Here is a 16,713-nt window from a genome sequence, read left to right on the forward strand (position 1 = left end):
GTCCATTTTTTGATTTTATAAATTGTTTTCTATAGCCATAGAAAGATAATCAGCACATCCTTCTACATTTTTATCATAATATTCTTTGAATCTTTCATCCATTGTGTACATCATAGCTAGAGATTTATGAGCTTCTACGCTGTATTTATTCCATGTCATTTTTATCCATTTTTGATGCATATTAGCTAGTTCTATTGCTTCTTTGCTGTCTAAATCTAGATTTTCTTTTACACATCTTTCAACTAGATTAATGATATTTTCTTCTAATTCTTTAAACAATTTATAATCCTCCTCGCTCATATTAAGCATTTTTATATTAGATTCATCAATTGAATTATCTCCATATTTTTCTCTTATTTCTTTTCCGTAATTTTTTTCATTTTCATCTATTAAGTTCTTTTTAAACACTTCAAATTTTTCTTTATCTGTCATATTGTATTCTCCTTTCAATGATTTTATCGATAATTTTACTGAGTTTATCATAATATCTATTTTTTTCTTTTCTTCTTCAAGACTAAGAAGGTGTTCCTCAAGTGCGGAAGATATGTCGAAATCTTTGCTGTATATGATTTCTTTAATAGTCTGAAGGTCAAAGCCTCGCTCTTTATAGAAAAGTATCTGCTGCAAAAGAGCTACTTCTTTATCATCATAATATCTATATCCAGATTCATTTATAAAGCTTGGTTTTAATAATCCAATTTCGTCGTAATATCTAAGTGTTCTCGAGCTTACACCTGATATTTCAGAAAGTTTTCCAGTACTGTACATTTAAAATCCCTCCCTACAAATAATAGTTTAATATCTTACGCAACGTAAAAGTCAATAAAAATATTACTTCTAAATAAATTTTATATTTATATTTATGTTATAATTCTCTTATAAAGAAAAAGAATTTTTAGGAGAGGATAAAATGCCAGAAGATAGAAATAATAAAGTTAGTTGTTCTAATTATAGGTGTGAAATAGAAGTAACATTAGAAGTAATAGGAGGTAAATGGAAATCTTTAATATTGTGGAATCTCGGAGAACATGGTGTTATAAGATTTAATGAATTCAAAAGAATTATTCCAGACATAAGTCAGAAGATGTTAAGCCAGCAGCTAAGAGATTTAGAGTCTAATAAATTAGTTGAGAGAAAAGTATATAATCAAGTTCCTCCAATGGTAGAGTATTCACTAACAGAAATGGGACAAAAGTTAATGCCTATATTGAAAGAAATGGATATATGGGGAAAAGATTTTGTCGCTAAGTATAAAAAAAATAAATAAATAAAAAATCGCCTTTTACTAAAATTAAAGGCGATTTTTTGTTTATCTATATTAAATGGTGTGAATTAGGCTTTATTATAATATCATTTTATGACTATTGAATCTATCTTTGGCTTCTTTTCTTTTAGCCCACATTTCATCTTCTGATTTAAAAGCTCTTTTTTGTTCTTTATCTTTTGTATACGTAGAACCAAATATTAAATCTAAAATATGAATTGAATCTTTTCCAGCAGTTTCCATAGTATTTCTACAAGAACCACAGTATGTAACAATATTATCTTGATTAAAATCATTTATTCTTCTTGTATAAACTTTTTTAAACAATTCAGGATTTGAATCACAAACCATACCACCAACACCGCAGCATCTTGTATTTTGTCCGTTTTTATCTATTTCATCCCACTTATAACCCAGTTCATCAAGAATCCATCTTATACTTTCATGATGTGTAATTTCATCCCTTGTAACACAAGAGTCATGTATATTAAACACAATATCAGAGTTCTGTCCTATTCCCCTAGATTTTTCTGGAACTCCAATAAGATTTTTCATTAAATCCCAGTAAGATATAACCTTCTGATTTTTTGCTGTTTCTTTAAATATTTTAAAGCATGAAGGACATACAGTTATTATAACTTCTGCACCCATATCATCAAGTATATCTATAGCTTTTTTGTTTCTAACTTCGAATTTTTCTTCTTCCCCTATAAAACGAGTAACTTTACCACAACATTGAAGCATAGCACCTACATTTTCGGCACCTAAAGAATCTTTAAGATGTTTAAATACATTTTCCACACCTTCTGGAGAATGAGCAGAGATACTACATCCAGGTGCAAAGACGTATTTAGTTTTTTTCTTTTTAGTTTCTTTCTTTATAACATTTTCAATAGGAACAGAATCAACTCTTGTGCAATATTCATCAGAACATTCTTTTTCCTGAGAGTTATCGCTTTTATGAAGTAGTTCTAAAGGAACAAGACCTTTATTTTTGGCAGCATAGTCTTCTTTTATAGCAGTAAATACCTCTCTTAAATTAAAATCATTTGGACATTGTAGAGAACACTGATTACACTCATTACATGAATAAGCAATCATTTTATCCATATTATCGCTTCCATTTTCAAGATATTCCTTTAAAAGAGTTTTTGGACAATCTGTATAATCATTTAGCATTATACATTCTTTCATACACAGTTTACATTCGCACTGTCTACATCTATTAGCTTCTCTTTCTGCTTCTTCTTTAGTATATCCAAGAGCAACTTCATCAAAAGATTTTATTCTTTCTGATGGCTCTAATTCTTGCATATCCTCTCTACTACCTTCTATTGTAGACCAATCTGTAGGCATATCGAGTTTAGTTTCATATCCCCAAGTATCTTCAAGAGTACGATTTTCTAAAAGATCCTCTCCATTTAAATATCTTATTACAGATGTAGCAGCTCTTCTTCCAGTTGCCATTGCCTGTATAGCAATTAAAGATTCTCCAGAAGCATCTCCTGCTATAAATATTTTTTCATTTTCGCTAGACTGAAGAGTTAGTTTATCACAGTCAAAAGTAGAGTTTGGTCTCTGTTTAAGTACATCCTTTGCAAAATCACCTTCTACACCTTGACCAATCGCAAATATTATTGTATCAACTTCTAAATACTTAGTGTCATCTTCATCAAATGTAGGTGCAAATCTATTATTTTCATCAAACATAGAAAGACATTTTTTTAATGTTACACCTGAAACCCTATTATTTTCATCTACATGTATTTCTTTTATTGCAGAAGCATGGTTAAACTTTATACCTTCAGCACGAGCTCCTTTAATTTCATGATTAGAAGATGCCATAGTATCAAAGCTGTCTTCTAGACATACAGAGCAAACTTTTTCTATAGAATTCATCCTAATAGCTGTTCTAGCACAGTCCATAGCAACATCACCACCACCAACTACAAGTGCAATTTTGCCTACTTTTTTAGCAGTATTTGTTAAAGCTACTTCTTGTAAAAATTCAGCAGCGCTATAAATTCCATCAGCGTCAGAGTTTTTTAAGCTTCTATCAACACGTCCACTATGTTTTCCAACAGCTACAACAACACTATCAAAACTATCTACTATTTCATTTAAAGATACATCCTTACCGATTTCACAATTAAGTTCAAATTTTATACCTAATTTATCTAAATAAGTTATTTCGTGTTCTAGAACATTTCTTGGAAGTCTGTATTCAGGTATTCCTAGTCTAAGCATACCTCCTCTTACAGGCATTTTTTCAAATATAGTAACTTCACAACCTTCTCTTCTTAATTCAAGTGCCGCTTGTAATCCAGATGGACCAGAACCTATAATAGCAACTTTTTTACCATTTTTAGGTTTTATTGATAAATCCCAATCATTTTCATCATCAAAATTATCAGCAGCATATCTTTTAAGAGATGCTATTGCCATAGGACTATTACCTTCATTCCATTTACACTTTCCTTCACAAGGATGTGCACAGATTCTTCCTAAACTACCTGGTAAGAAAAGATTTTCTCTTATAACTTTTATAGATTCTTTTCCGTTTCCTTCTTTTATAAGTCTTACATATTCTTTGACATTTGTATGCATTGGACATGTAGCAACACATGCTGGTGTTTCATCTCCCATACAATTTTCAACGATTTTTTCCATATTTTTTATAACTTCTTCTTTTATCATAAAAATTCTCCTAATTAATAAACTATTTATTGTTTTTTAAAGTCTTTGGATTTATAGCAAAAATAAATACACCAATAACTATAACTATTCCCCAAAAGGCAAGAGTTGGAGTTATTTTATTTCCAAAGAGTAATGCACTAAATATAATGGTCCATAGCGCAGAAGTACTATTTAATGCAGTACCCATAGCAGAACCAATAAGATCTACAGCTTTATACCATGAAAGGTAAGTAAATGCACCTAAAATAGCAATAAGAGCATATTTGAAAACAAGACCACTAGAAACGATATTGCTTGCTAGAGGATATCCTTTTATTGCAGGTAAGACTATTACTGCATATGCAACCATAGATACAAGATATCTCAAACATAAAAGCTGTTGAGGTGTAGACTCTACAGATACTTCATCTTTTATATGTTTCATAGCAAACCCTATAATGACACCTTCTAATGCCCATCCTAAAACAGCTACAAAGGCAAACATTATTCCTTTAAAGAATGTACCAGGCATATTTCCTGTTGGATTAAATCCAAGCATGAAAGAGCCAGTTAAACTAATGATAATTCCTATAACAGAATTTAAAGAAAGCTTTTCCTTTAAAAATAAATAAGATAATAAAGCACCTACACCAGGATATATAACAGATATACTTGATGCATATGGAGCAGTTGCATATTTAATACCTAGAAGATAAGCACTCATTCCTATTGGAGAACCAACAAGTGCAGCTATTGCAGTTGCCTTACCTTTTTTTGTTTTAAATAGCAAATAGAAAACATGTTTTAATTGTTTGCTAAATAATAAAACTAAAGCAACCCAGAAAAAGCAAAAGCTTTCATGGAAAAATGCTGTAACAAGTGGAGAAAATGAAAAACTAGTTTCAGATATACCTTGTGAAAGAGCAAATGCTTTATCAGTAAAAATAGAATTTAAACCAACTCTTCCCATTAGGACACCATCTAATCCCCATGCGATACCTACAAAAATTCCTAATAATAATCCTTTTTTTAAATTTTTATTGTCCAATTTTAAAATCTCCTTATTATAAAAAAATTAGTTTTATAAGTTTAAATTATTTAATCCATATCATATGATAAATTTTAAGGTCCTTAAATTATTAATAGTTAAATAATATAAAATTAACAAAGAACTGTAAATAAGGCACTTTTTGGTATGTAAATTACCTTTTAGTATGTAAGTTACTTTTTGGTAAAGGATTATTTATATATAAAAGGAGCTAAATAACATAAAGTTAGTTAGCCCCTATATAAAGATATTAGTATTAGAAGTTTACATCTTCTCCATAGTAAACTGCTTTAAATAGTTCTTTCATTTCTTCGACAGATATATTTCTTGGGTTTGTACCTGTACATGGGTCTGCAACTGCAGTTTCAGCTATTGACTGTAAGTTTTCATTAAATACATCTTCAGATAAACCAAATTCTTTTAATGAGTTTGCCATACCCATGTCTTTTCTAAACTGTTTAACAACATTTACTAAAGATTCAACTAATTCATCTTCTGTATTTCCTTCTAACCCTAATCTTCTAGCTATATCAGCATATGCATCTTTAGCTGTTTTAGCATTGAACTGTATTGCAGCTGATAGATATATAGCATTTGCTAGACCATGAGGTATATTAAATATTTTTCCTGTTTTATGAGACATAGAATGAACTATACCTAATATAGCATTTGAGAATGCCATACCTGCTAAGTTCTGAGCTATATGCATATCTTTTCTAGCCTGTTCATCGCCATTGAAAGAATCAACTAAAGTAGCGTATATCATTTCTATTGATTTCATAGCTAAAGCATCTGTTATTGGATTTCTAGCATTAGAAACATAAGCTTCTATAGCATGAGTTAAAGCATCCATACCAGTATTTGCAACTAATGTTTTTGGCATGCTCTGAACTAAATTAGTATCTACTATAGCTACATCTGGAGTTATATTGTAGTCAGCTATTGGGTATTTTACACCTGTTTCATTGTCAGTTATTACTGAGAATGAAGTTACTTCAGTTGCAGTACCACTTGTAGTTGGTATAGCTATAAAGTTAGCTTTCTGTCTTAATTCTGGTAAGTTAAATGGTTTTGCAGCTTCTTCAAAAGTAAATTCTGGGTATTCGTAGAATATCCACATAGCTTTAGCGGCATCTATTGGAGAACCTCCACCTATACCTATTATTAAATCAGGCTGGAATTCATTCATCATTTCTACACCTTTTTTTACAGTTGCTACAGAAGGATCATTTTCAACCCCCTGGAAAATAGAAGTTTCTATATTAGCTTCTTTTAAATTTGACTGTATTTTTGGAACTGTTCCATCCTTGATTAATCTTTCAGAACCGATAACAAGCATTGCTTTAGTTCCTTTTACATTTTTTAAATAGTCGATTGCATTTTCACCAAAGTATAAATCTCTTGGTATTGTAAATCTGTTCATAAGTTTCCTCCTAACAAAGTATTAATTTTGATTACGAAATTAATTATAAATATTAAAAAATTAAAAAAAAAGAAGGCACTTTTAGGTATGATACTTACCTTTAGGTATCAAATTAGATAAATAAACATTTCTGTAAAGTAAAAAAATTTAACTTAATAAAAATAAATGGAAAATAATTAAATTATTTAATATAATATAATTTAGAAAAAGCAAGATGATAATAGTATTAAAACTAGATAAAAAATTTATTTGAAAATTACTAGTGTCATAAAATTCACAAAATTTAGGAGGGAAATAACAATGGAAACAATGTATATAGTTGCATTTAATTCAACACACAACGCAATAAAAACAGAAAAATTATTACAGAAAGACGATATAAAAGCTACTACACTTCCAACACCAAGAGAAATAAGTGCAAGTTGTGGAATATCAATAAAATTTGAAAAAGAAGATATAGAAAGAGTAAAAAATATTCTTTCTGAAAATAGTATAGATTGCAAAGGTTTATTTATGATAGAGAAGCTTGAAGGTGGTAAAAGAAGCGCTTCAGAATTAAACTAATGGAGGGATTATTATGCCATTAAATCTTGAAAAAGGAGATATAGTAGAATTAAAAAAGCCACACGCTTGTGGTTGCAAGGAGTTTGAAATAACTAGAACGGGAATGGATATAAAAGCAAGATGTAAGCAATGTGGAAGATTAATTATGCTAGATAGAGAAACTTTTGAAAAAAGAATTAAGAAGCTAAAAAAAGCAAATGAAGAATAAATATTAATAAAAAGTAGTTTTACAGCAGTAAAAAAAGAGCAAATATTGTACTTAATAAATTAAATGGTAAATAATATATATAAAAAAATGATATAAAAATAACTCGTTTTTTTAATATTTAACGTATATTATTTAAGAAAAATTTGATATAATGTAATTATAAAATGAATAAATTCATTGAAATAAACATTTTCATGGGGGTGCTATAAAAATGGCAGTAAAATTTGCAAGAAGATTAGACAACTTAGAAGGATCAGCAATACGTGAACTGTTAAAATTAACAGCTAGACCAGAAGTTATATCATTCGCTGGTGGTATGCCTGCTCCAGAATTATTCCCAGTAGAAGAAATGAAAAAAATATCAGTTCAGGTTCTTGAAGAACAGGGAAAAGTAGCCTTACAGTATACTACTACTGAAGGATACAAACCATTAAGAGAAAAAATAGCAGAAAGAATGAACAGAAAATTAAAAACTAATGTAGGTCCAGACGATATACTTATAACAAGTGGATCTCAGCAGGGTCTTGATTTCTCTGGTAAAGTATTCCTAGATGAAGGTGACATAGTATTATGTGAAAGTCCATCATACATGGGTGCTTTAAATGCTTTCAAATCATATCAGCCAAAATTCATAGAAATACCAACAGATGATAACGGTATGATAATGGAAGAACTTGAAAAAGTATTAGAAGAAAACGACAGAGTAAAAATGATATATGTTATACCAGATTTCCAGAATCCATCAGGTAGAACTTGGCCAATGGAAAGAAGAGAAAAATTCATGGAAATAATAAATAAATACGAAATACCTGTTATAGAAGATAACCCATATGGTGAATTAAGATTCGAAGGTGAATTCTTACCATCATTAAAAGCTATGGATACTAAAGGTTTAGTAATATTCCTTGGAACATTCTCTAAAATATTCTGCCCAGGATACAGATTAGGATGGACTTGTGCAGCTCCAGAAATATTAAACAAATACAATATATGCAAACAGGGAGCAGACTTACAGGCTTCTACAATATCTCAGATGGAAGTTAACAAATTCATAGAAGAATATGATTTAGATGCTCATGTTGAAAATATAAAAGCTTGCTACGTTAAACGTAGAGATTTAATGTTAAAAACTATGGAAGAAGAATTCCCAGCATGTGTTAAATTCACTCATCCACAGGGTGGTCTATTCACTTGGGTAGTACTTCCAGAAAACGTAAAAGCAGCTGAAATGGCTACTAAATGTCTTGAAAAGAATGTTGCATACGTACCAGGAGATTCATTCTTCCCTAATGGTGGAGTATACAACTGCTGTAGATTAAACTACTCTAACATGCCAGAAGACAAAATAGTTGAAGGTATCAAGAGAATGGGACAGGTTTTAAGAGAAGAATTAGGTGAATAATCTTTAAAACTTTGAATAAATAAAAAAAAAGCTATTGTACTTAGTACAATAGCTTTTTTTATTTGCTAAATGGAAATTTCCATATAGCAGGTGTAAAAATAGATAAACCTATAGCAATATCATCTGTCAAATTTTCAATAATGTGAGGAATATTACTTTTTATTATAGTTGTATCTCCAACTGATAATTTTATATCTTCATCTGGAAGATGTATAATAACCTCTCCTTTTTCAAGCATAACAATTTCTTCACTTTCATGAATTACCGGAAAATCACCATCACAAGACTTAGGATCTAGAAAGAACTTTATAGCTAAAGACTTAGGTATAAAAGTTTCATTAGGCATAGGAGTAAGTAGATGATATTCAACAGTAGAATTAGGTTGTTTCATCATAATTACATCACCGCTTTTTGTAGTAAGATCATCAGAATGTTTTTCGGTTTCCATAAGAAGATACGTCGGAATATCTAATGATTTAGAGATTTTCCTTAAAGAAGAAAGTGAAGGGTCTACTAAATTTCTTTCTATCTGAGAAATATAGCCTATAGATAAACCAGTTTCATCAGAGAGTTGTTGCAAAGTTATACTTTTGTTTTTTCTAAAATTTCGTATTCGTTCTCCAAGCATTTTTTACCTCTCTATAAATTATATTTTATATATTTAAAACAAATGTTTTCCCTTAACCTATACAATGATATCACAAAAAAAAGATAAGATAAAGTTATAATTTTTAAAATAAAAAAATAAATAAAGATTTTTTTTTTATAAATACAATAAAAAAATAGGGTTAAATTTGACTGAAAACGAAAAAAATCTGTAAAAATAGTAAAAATAAGCCTAAAAAGGCAAAAAATGTACAAAAATAGACTAAAAAAAATACTTAATTACGATTAAAAAGTTATTTTTTTTATTATTTATAAAAAATATTTTGAAAATTTATTGATTAATAAAAAAATATGTGCTAAAATTATAAAAAAAAAGATGATACTGAATTTTCAGAAAAGCTAATATATTTATATTCTTGAGAAAAAGCTAGTCTATCTGAAAAAATCCAATTCAGTTAATCACAGGAGGGTAAAATGAAAATAGTTGATATCAAAATTGAAAAAATACGTATTCATCTAAAGAAACCGTTTAAAATAGCATTTGCGGTTCAAGATTATGCAGACAATGTAATAATTAAAGTTATGACAGATGAAGGAATATATGGACTAGGAGAAGCAGCTCCTTTCTCACCTGTAACTGGAGAAACAGTAGATAGTGTTATAAGTACACTAAACATGTTCAAAGAAGGATTAATAGGAATGGATCCTTTAGAAATAGAAAAAATACATGTTTTAATGGATAGACTTATAACTGGAAATTCATCAGCAAAAGCGGCTATAGATATAGCTTTATTTGATATAAAAGGGAAGGTGATGGGACAGCCACTATACAAAATACTTGGAGGATATGATAATAAAATACAGACAGATATGACTATCGGTATAGATACTCCAGAAAATATGGCAAAAGAAGCAAAAGAAAGAGTAGAAAACGATGGATTTAGAATATTAAAAATTAAAGCAGGAATAAATCCAGATGAAGATATAAAAGCATTACAGTTAATAAGAGAAGCAGTTGGAAATGATATACGCCTTAGAGTAGATGCAAATCAGGGTTACTGTGTAAATGATGCAGTAAGAGTTTTAAAAGAATTTGAAAAAGTTGGTGTAGAAGCAGTTGAACAGTGCCTACCTCATTGGAATATGAATGATGCAAGATTAATAAGAGAAAAAGTTGGTTTAAAAGTTATGTTAGACGAAAGCATACATTCTCCAATGGATGCAGCTAAAGCTTGTAAAATGGATGCAGCTGACATATTAAATATAAAACTAATGAAATGTGGCGGACTTTATAATGCATTAAAAATAAATGCTATAGCAGAAGCTAATGACGTTAGATGTATGGTTGGATGTATGCTAGAAACTAAAATAGCTATAGCAGCTGGAGCTAGCTTAGTAGCAGCTAAGAAAAATATAACAGAAGCAGACTGCGATAGTTTCATGTACTGTGTAGATCCAGATAATGGAATGGAAGGCGGATTTGAAATAAATGGAGATACATTCGTTCTTTCTGATAAACCAGGATTAGGTATAGACTTTGATTTTTAATTAAATTATAAGAGAATTAAAAAGAATATGCAGTATATTTTATATACTGCATATTCTATAATAGAAGGAGGATAACATATGGAAAAAGCTGTTTTCAACACCCCAGAGACATTGCTATTAGTAATGTTTATGACAGTTTCTGTAGGATTGTGGTTACAGAAATTCAAAGTATTTAAGTCTTTAGGACCAGCACTTACAGTAATTATATTAGGAATAATACTTTCTAATTTAAAAATAGTTCCTGTAAATCATGACGTTTATGGAATTTTATCAGGGTATTGTATACCATTATCTATATGTATATGTTTATTAAGTTTAGACTTAAAAGAAATGAAAAAACTTACAAAAGAACCTATTATAGCATTAATATCTGCAGTATTATCAGTTTGTATAATGGCATTTATATTTGGATTAGTGTTTGCAGGAAAAATAGACGAAGGATGGAAAGTAGCAGGAATGTTTGTTGGAACATATACTGGAGGAAGTGCCAACCTTACAGCTATAGCAGTTGGTCTTGATGCGGCTAGAGAAACAATAGCAGCAGCAAATGCAGCAGACTATGTAATAGGTATACCAACACTAGTGTTTATGTTTGCAGCGCCTGCTATATTAAAAAATTCAAAAAAATTCCAGAAATTCTGGCCATACCATCACACAGATGATGAATTATTAGGTGAAGGAGATCATACAGAATTAATGGCATCTAAAGAATGGAGTATACAAGATATAGCTTGGATGTTGTCTTTAGCATTTGCGGTATTTGCAGTAGCTTCTTGGTTATCTGGAGTGATATTTGGTGAAGGATTTAGAAGTGCAGGAAGAGTTATACTTATAACTACATTCTCTATAATATTAGCTCAGTTCCCACGGGTTAAAAGACTTAGAGGAAACTTTGACTTAGGTTTATATATAGCACTTTTATTCTTAACAACAATAGGATTTGCAGTTAATCTAAAAGATTTCTTTGGATCAACTTTACATATAACAGTATTCTGTTTCTGTGTTGTTATAGGTTGCACAATACTACATTTAGCAATAACAAGAATATTCAAAATAAGATATGAATATGTATTATTATCAATAGTGGCAGCTATATCAGATGGGCCAACTGCTGCATTAGTAGCATCAAGTGCTCAATGGAAGAGTTTAATAAATATAGGACTTCTAATGGGAGTTATAGCCGGGGCATGTGGTAACTATGCCGGTATAACCGTCGCATATTTAATAAAGGGAACTTTAGGAATGTAATTGATTATAGGCAAAGGACTTTTAAATTTAAAAGTTTTTTGTCTTAATTAAATTTATTGTTAATTATTAGGAGGATAAGAATGAGAGAATATAAATTGTATATATCAGGAATACTATATGGATATGTTTCTTATGAGGGAGAAAAAGTATATTACAAAGAGTTAGATGTATATGAAAACAAATTTCTAGATAAAGTTGAATTGACAAAAGAAAAAAATTTAGAAATAACTGACTTTTGTAAGATAAATCTTCTTGAGTTAACAGATAAAATAGAATACTATGAAAAACACTTAGATGGAAAAAGAAAATTCCTTAGAACTAAGTATGGTGAAACTTATGAGTTAGCAGAGGATAATTATTATATTCAGAGAAGAAAAAAATTCCCATTAAATGTATTAAAAAGAGATGGTGAAATAGTAGCTTTCTTATGCTCTAATAGAGAATATTCTTCTATATTGGTAAAAGAAGGTTACGAAGATATTACTCCTTTAAAAGCATGGAACGAAATAAAAGAACCTATTCATCCAGTTAAATATGAGGGAATGTTCGATGTTGAAATGAGGGATGGTGTAAAATTATCAACAGATGTATTTTTACCAGCAGATATAGAAGGTGATATTCCTGCTATACTAGTACGTACTCCTTATGGAAAAGAACTTAATAATCAGTCATATTTTAAATACGTTCAAAGAGGATATGCGGTAGTAATACAGGATGTAAGAGGTAGAAATCTAAGTGAAGGTGATTGGATGCCAAACTATACAGAGGTAGAAGACGGTGACGATACTATAACGTGGATTGCAAATAGACCTTGGTGTAATAAAAAAGTAGGTATGATAGGTGGATCTTATCTTGGATATGTTCAGTGGGCAGCTGCAGCTAGTGGAAATCCATATTTATCAGCGATGGTAAGTATAGTTTGTGCTGGAAGTGCATTTATGGACTTACCAAGAAGAGGAGGATGTTTAACATCTGGAATGTTAGCATGGGCATTCTCTGTATCTCAGAAAAAATTTAAACCTGAATTAATGGAAAGAGATGATTGGGAAGAAGTTTTAAATATAAGACCATTAGAAAATATACCAGAAATAGCATTAGGATATAAAGTTGATTTCCTTGATAATTGGTTTAAAAATCAAGACTATTGTAAATTCTGGGCTGATTCTGATTGGCATGCAAGAAGTAAGAGAATAGTTATTCCTACATTAATAATGTCAGGTTGGTTTGATGATAATGGAATGGGAACAACACAAGCTTTAGATATAGTTAAAGATTTCCCAGTAGGAAAAAGAAAGGTTATATTAGGACCATGGCAGCATAGTGGTAATTCAAGATACGACTTACATGGGGTTGACTTTGGAGCGAATGCGCTTAGATTTGATATAGATCTTAACTTCTTAAAATGGTTTGACCGTCATTTAAAAGGAATAGAAAATGGAATAGATAAAACATCTCCAGTAGAATATTATACAGTAGGAGATAATGAATGGAAAACAGCTGAAAATTGGCCAGTTCCAGAAACTGAAAAGGTTGAATTGTTCTTAGATAGTAACGGGGATGCAAATACTTCTTATGGGGATGGTAAGATAGTATTTGAGAAACCAGAAGAAGAAAAAGCTGATGAGTACGAATATGATCCAAACAACCCATCTATACATATAATAGATATGTCAGAAAACGAAATAGAGGTTCCAGAGGATTATACAGAGGAAGAAAAACGAGATGATATGCTTTGCTATACAACTGATGTATTAGAAGAAGATTTTACAATAACAGGTGATATGGATGTTGAACTTTATGTTTCTTCTGATGCTGTCGATACAGATTTTATAGTTAGGGTAACTGATGTAGATGAAAATGGTAAATCTATAAAATTAGCGGATGGAATTCTTGGAGCAAAATATAGAAATAGTTTTGAACACCCTGAATTTATGGAAGAAGGGAAAGTATATAAATTAAACATACTTACAACTAAGATATCTAATACATTTAAAAAGGGACATAGAATAAGAGTTACAATAACTTCAAGTGCTAAAAACTTTATATTCCCAAATAGTAATACTAAAGATGGATTCAACAGTGAAACTTATGTTATAGCTAACAATAAAATTCATCATGGAGGAGCATACCCTTCAAAAGTAACTGTTAGAAAAGAAAAATAAGTATAATCACTATATTTTTTGTAAAGCGTTAAATATTATTATTTGACAAGGGAAAAGTCAGTGGATAAAATATCTACTGACTTTTCTAATATATAAAGTAATAAAAATATGATACCCTAGAAAAAATTTTAAATGAATGTTTTTATTAAGAGATAATATAAAAATTTGTTGACAATAATACTTGCACGTGATAATATATACAAGTATGAGAATTAGATTCTCATTTCTCTGCTCTAAATAATTTAGAGCCGTTAAGTCCAAAGGGAGGTGAATTGTAGTGAGAGATTACGAATTAGTTTACGTTGTGAAACCAGTTCTAGATGAAGAAACTAGAGAAGGTGTACAGAACAAAATAAAAGAAATAATAGAAACTAATGGTGGTGAAGTAACTAAAGTTGACGCTTGGGGAAATAGAAAACTAGCTTACCCAATAGCTAAATTTACTGAAGGTTTCTACACATTAGTTAACTTCAAAGCTTCTGTTGAATTACCAAAAGAATTAGACAGAAACTTAAAAATAAACGAAAACGTAATAAGACACATGGTTGTTGTTTGTGACTAATCATATCTTATTTAAATAGGTGGTGTTTTTATGAATCAGGTTGTACTAGTAGGAAGACTTACTAAAGATCCAGAATTAAGATATATTCCAGGATCAGGAACACCAGTAGCCACATTTACTCTTGCAGTAAACAGAGATTTTACTAAAAGAGATGGCACAAGAGAAGCCGATTTTATTCCTATAGAAGTTATGGGAAAAGCTGCTGAGTTCTGCGCGAACTATCTTACAAAAGGTAGATTAGTAGCATGTAACGGGCAGATAAGAGTTGATAATTATCAAACTCAGACAGGCGAATGGAAGAACTTTACAAAAGTTAGCTGCAGACAGGTCGATGCACTTGAAAGCAAAAAAGCTGCTAGCGAAGGTTCTTACAACAATTTTGAGAATAATTACAGTAATAACATAAAAGAGAATCATAATGAACCAGCCTTTGAACCTAGTGGTCTGTCTTCAGACTTGGACCCAGAAGGTTTTGGAGCTGTGGACGATGACGACATACCATTTTAAAAAGGAGGGAAATTAGTCATGATGAACAAAAGAAGACGTAAGAAAAAAAGAGTTTGTCAGTTCTGCGCTGATAAAAACGCTAAAATAGATTACAAAGATACTCAGAGATTACAGAGATATGTTACTGAAAGAGGTAAAATATTACCAAGAAGAATATCAGGAACATGTGCTAAACATCAGAGAGAATTAACAAAAGCTATAAAAAGAGCTAGAAATATAGCACTTTTACCTTACACATTAGACTAGTAAATAATAACGGATAAAATCCTATCGAGCAAAGCTCGATAGGATTTTTTTCGTTATTAAACAAATTAATTTTGAATTGTGTATAATGTGTACTATATCATTAAAGACTTTTATATATATCTATTTGTGATATAATATTAATATTAGGGTATTAATAAAATATGCAAAATTAAACGCAAATTTATTAATTTAATCAAAAAGATTTAAATATATAATTGCTAATACGATTATATAAAACTACTAATAGATATGACAGGAGAGGGAAAATGAAAAAACAGAACCAAACGGTAACTGTGATGCTTATGACTGCCATAGCAATAGCTTTAGCTGTTGGAACAACTACTCTTACTACGGCATCAATGGCGATAATATTCACAGTGTGTATACCATTTGCGATAGTTGGAATGATATCTACTGAAAAACAGAGCATGGCTGCATTTGTTGTTTCAGTACTAGCTATATTTGGTTTAACAGATGTTAGGTACGCTATGGAAGTTGTTGTAACATTTGTCATCCCGTCTATTTTAGTTGGGCGACTTATTGACTCGGTAAGTGAAAAAGATGACGAAGAACGACAGGAACCAATCTATATGGGAATAATTATTTTCATTTTATCGACAATAGCATACGTTATAATAGCTAAATATATGATGAATATAGATGTTGTAAAACAGCTTACTGATACATTTGCCAAAATATCAAAGACGCGGCTAGAAAATATGCCAAAAGAACAGTTAAATGTTCTTGGAGATGTTACAGCTGCGGAACTTACGGATATGTTTAGAAATATGATAGTTTCATTGTTATTTATTCAGTCTGGAATATGTGTATTCTTTACATATTTCTTAGGTGGAGCAATAGCCAAAAGAATAACAGATAAGAACTTAAATAGAATAAGAATGTCTGGTTTTTATTTACCAGGAAATGCAGTGGTTATAACATTTGTTATATACCTTGCAGTATTTGGGCTTTCATATATGGATACAGGTCTAAATACTACTGTTATAATGGGAAATTTACAGATAGTATTTAATATAATGTTTATGATGCAAGGAATTTCTGTATGTATATACTTTATAAAGACTAGAATTGTTCAAGGAAGAGGGGGAATAATATTCCCAGTTATATTGATTGTTACTCTAGGAGTGATGGGTGGAGGTACACTCATAGCTCTACTAGGTATGCTTGATTGTATTATGGATTTTAGAAAGATTAAACCAAAAATGAAAAAATCCATATAGGAGGATTG

Annotated in this window: 16 protein-coding genes; 11 read left to right on the forward strand and 5 right to left on the reverse strand. The window is 30.3% G+C overall.

The annotated features are described in order from the left end of the window. Nucleotides 1-15: 15 nt before the first annotated feature. Nucleotides 16-768, reverse strand: coding sequence for a MerR family transcriptional regulator (locus ACK2WN_RS02910; protein ID WP_416154814.1), 753 nt, complete (start codon nt 766-768; stop codon nt 16-18). A gap of 142 nt (nt 769-910) precedes the next feature. Between ACK2WN_RS02910 and ACK2WN_RS02915 the strand changes: the two genes are divergently transcribed. Beyond that, nucleotides 911-1,267, forward strand: a complete 357-nt coding sequence (locus ACK2WN_RS02915; RefSeq protein ID WP_416154815.1) for a winged helix-turn-helix transcriptional regulator — start codon at nt 911-913, stop codon at nt 1,265-1,267. 75 nt (nt 1,268-1,342) lie between these two features. On the opposite strand, the gene ACK2WN_RS02920 is transcribed toward ACK2WN_RS02915, so the two are convergent. The 3 genes from ACK2WN_RS02920 to ACK2WN_RS02930 all read right to left on the reverse strand — a co-directional run bounded on the left by ACK2WN_RS02920 (nt 1,343) and on the right by ACK2WN_RS02930 (nt 6,411). After that, entirely contained in the window at nt 1,343-3,961 is a 2,619-nt protein-coding gene (locus ACK2WN_RS02920) for an FAD-dependent oxidoreductase (protein ID WP_416154816.1), read from the reverse strand. A gap of 22 nt (nt 3,962-3,983) precedes the next feature. Beyond that, nucleotides 3,984-4,988 carry a DMT family transporter gene (locus tag ACK2WN_RS02925; RefSeq protein WP_416154817.1) on the reverse strand — a complete coding sequence of 335 codons (1,005 nt, stop codon included), beginning with the start codon at nt 4,986-4,988 and terminating at the stop codon, nt 3,984-3,986. A gap of 256 nt (nt 4,989-5,244) precedes the next feature. Then, the gene (locus tag ACK2WN_RS02930) at nt 5,245-6,411 is read right to left on the reverse strand and encodes an iron-containing alcohol dehydrogenase (RefSeq protein ID WP_300528136.1); all 1,167 of its coding nucleotides are present in this window, start codon (nt 6,409-6,411) and stop codon (nt 5,245-5,247) included. A gap of 300 nt (nt 6,412-6,711) precedes the next feature. Between ACK2WN_RS02930 and ACK2WN_RS02935 the strand changes: the two genes are divergently transcribed. The 3 genes from ACK2WN_RS02935 to ACK2WN_RS02945 all read left to right on the forward strand — a co-directional run bounded on the left by ACK2WN_RS02935 (nt 6,712) and on the right by ACK2WN_RS02945 (nt 8,585). Next, entirely contained in the window at nt 6,712-6,975 is a 264-nt protein-coding gene (locus ACK2WN_RS02935; protein WP_118549590.1) for a DUF3343 domain-containing protein, read from the forward strand. 13 nt (nt 6,976-6,988) lie between these two features. Further along, a complete protein-coding gene (locus tag ACK2WN_RS02940) occupies nt 6,989-7,183 on the forward strand; it encodes a DUF951 domain-containing protein (protein WP_300528141.1) in 195 nt (64 codons plus the stop codon). Nucleotides 7,184-7,394: 211 nt separating this feature from the next. Next, nucleotides 7,395-8,585 carry a PLP-dependent aminotransferase family protein gene (locus ACK2WN_RS02945; RefSeq protein WP_006440965.1) on the forward strand — a complete coding sequence of 397 codons (1,191 nt, stop codon included), beginning with the start codon at nt 7,395-7,397 and terminating at the stop codon, nt 8,583-8,585. Nucleotides 8,586-8,643: 58 nt separating this feature from the next. Here the strand turns inward: ACK2WN_RS02945 and ACK2WN_RS02950 are convergent, their stop codons facing one another. Further along, a complete protein-coding gene (locus ACK2WN_RS02950; RefSeq protein WP_201416537.1) occupies nt 8,644-9,213 on the reverse strand; it encodes a helix-turn-helix domain-containing protein in 570 nt (189 codons plus the stop codon). Between the two features lie 452 nt (nt 9,214-9,665). On the opposite strand from ACK2WN_RS02950, the gene ACK2WN_RS02955 reads away from it, so the two are divergent. The 7 genes from ACK2WN_RS02955 to ACK2WN_RS02985 all read left to right on the forward strand — a co-directional run bounded on the left by ACK2WN_RS02955 (nt 9,666) and on the right by ACK2WN_RS02985 (nt 16,705). Beyond that, nucleotides 9,666-10,739: a mandelate racemase/muconate lactonizing enzyme family protein gene (locus ACK2WN_RS02955; protein ID WP_006440967.1), complete on the forward strand. Its 1,074-nt coding sequence runs from the start codon at nt 9,666-9,668 to the stop codon at nt 10,737-10,739. A 78-nt stretch (nt 10,740-10,817) separates the two neighbouring features. Beyond that, nucleotides 10,818-11,987: a DUF819 domain-containing protein gene (locus ACK2WN_RS02960; protein WP_416154818.1), complete on the forward strand. Its 1,170-nt coding sequence runs from the start codon at nt 10,818-10,820 to the stop codon at nt 11,985-11,987. An 80-nt stretch (nt 11,988-12,067) separates the two neighbouring features. Beyond that, complete coding sequence (locus ACK2WN_RS02965) at nt 12,068-14,149, forward strand: CocE/NonD family hydrolase (protein ID WP_416154819.1); 2,082 nt, start codon at nt 12,068-12,070, stop codon at nt 14,147-14,149. 277 nt (nt 14,150-14,426) lie between these two features. Then, entirely contained in the window at nt 14,427-14,711 is a 285-nt protein-coding gene (gene rpsF, locus ACK2WN_RS02970) for a 30S ribosomal protein S6 (protein ID WP_006440970.1), read from the forward strand. A 30-nt stretch (nt 14,712-14,741) separates the two neighbouring features. Continuing rightward, nucleotides 14,742-15,218, forward strand: coding sequence for a single-stranded DNA-binding protein (locus ACK2WN_RS02975; RefSeq protein WP_006440971.1), 477 nt, complete (start codon nt 14,742-14,744; stop codon nt 15,216-15,218). Between the two features lie 18 nt (nt 15,219-15,236). Then, entirely contained in the window at nt 15,237-15,464 is a 228-nt protein-coding gene (gene rpsR, locus ACK2WN_RS02980; RefSeq protein ID WP_040410706.1) for a 30S ribosomal protein S18, read from the forward strand. 266 nt (nt 15,465-15,730) lie between these two features. Beyond that, nucleotides 15,731-16,705 (forward strand): DUF2232 domain-containing protein, encoded by a 975-nt coding sequence (locus ACK2WN_RS02985; RefSeq protein WP_416154820.1) that lies wholly within the window; start codon nt 15,731-15,733, stop codon nt 16,703-16,705. Nucleotides 16,706-16,713: the final 8 nt, after the last annotated feature.

Origin of the sequence: Peptacetobacter sp. AB800 (genome assembly GCF_047807365.1) — a bacterium.
Lineage (GTDB): Bacteria > Bacillota > Clostridia > Peptostreptococcales > Peptostreptococcaceae > Peptacetobacter.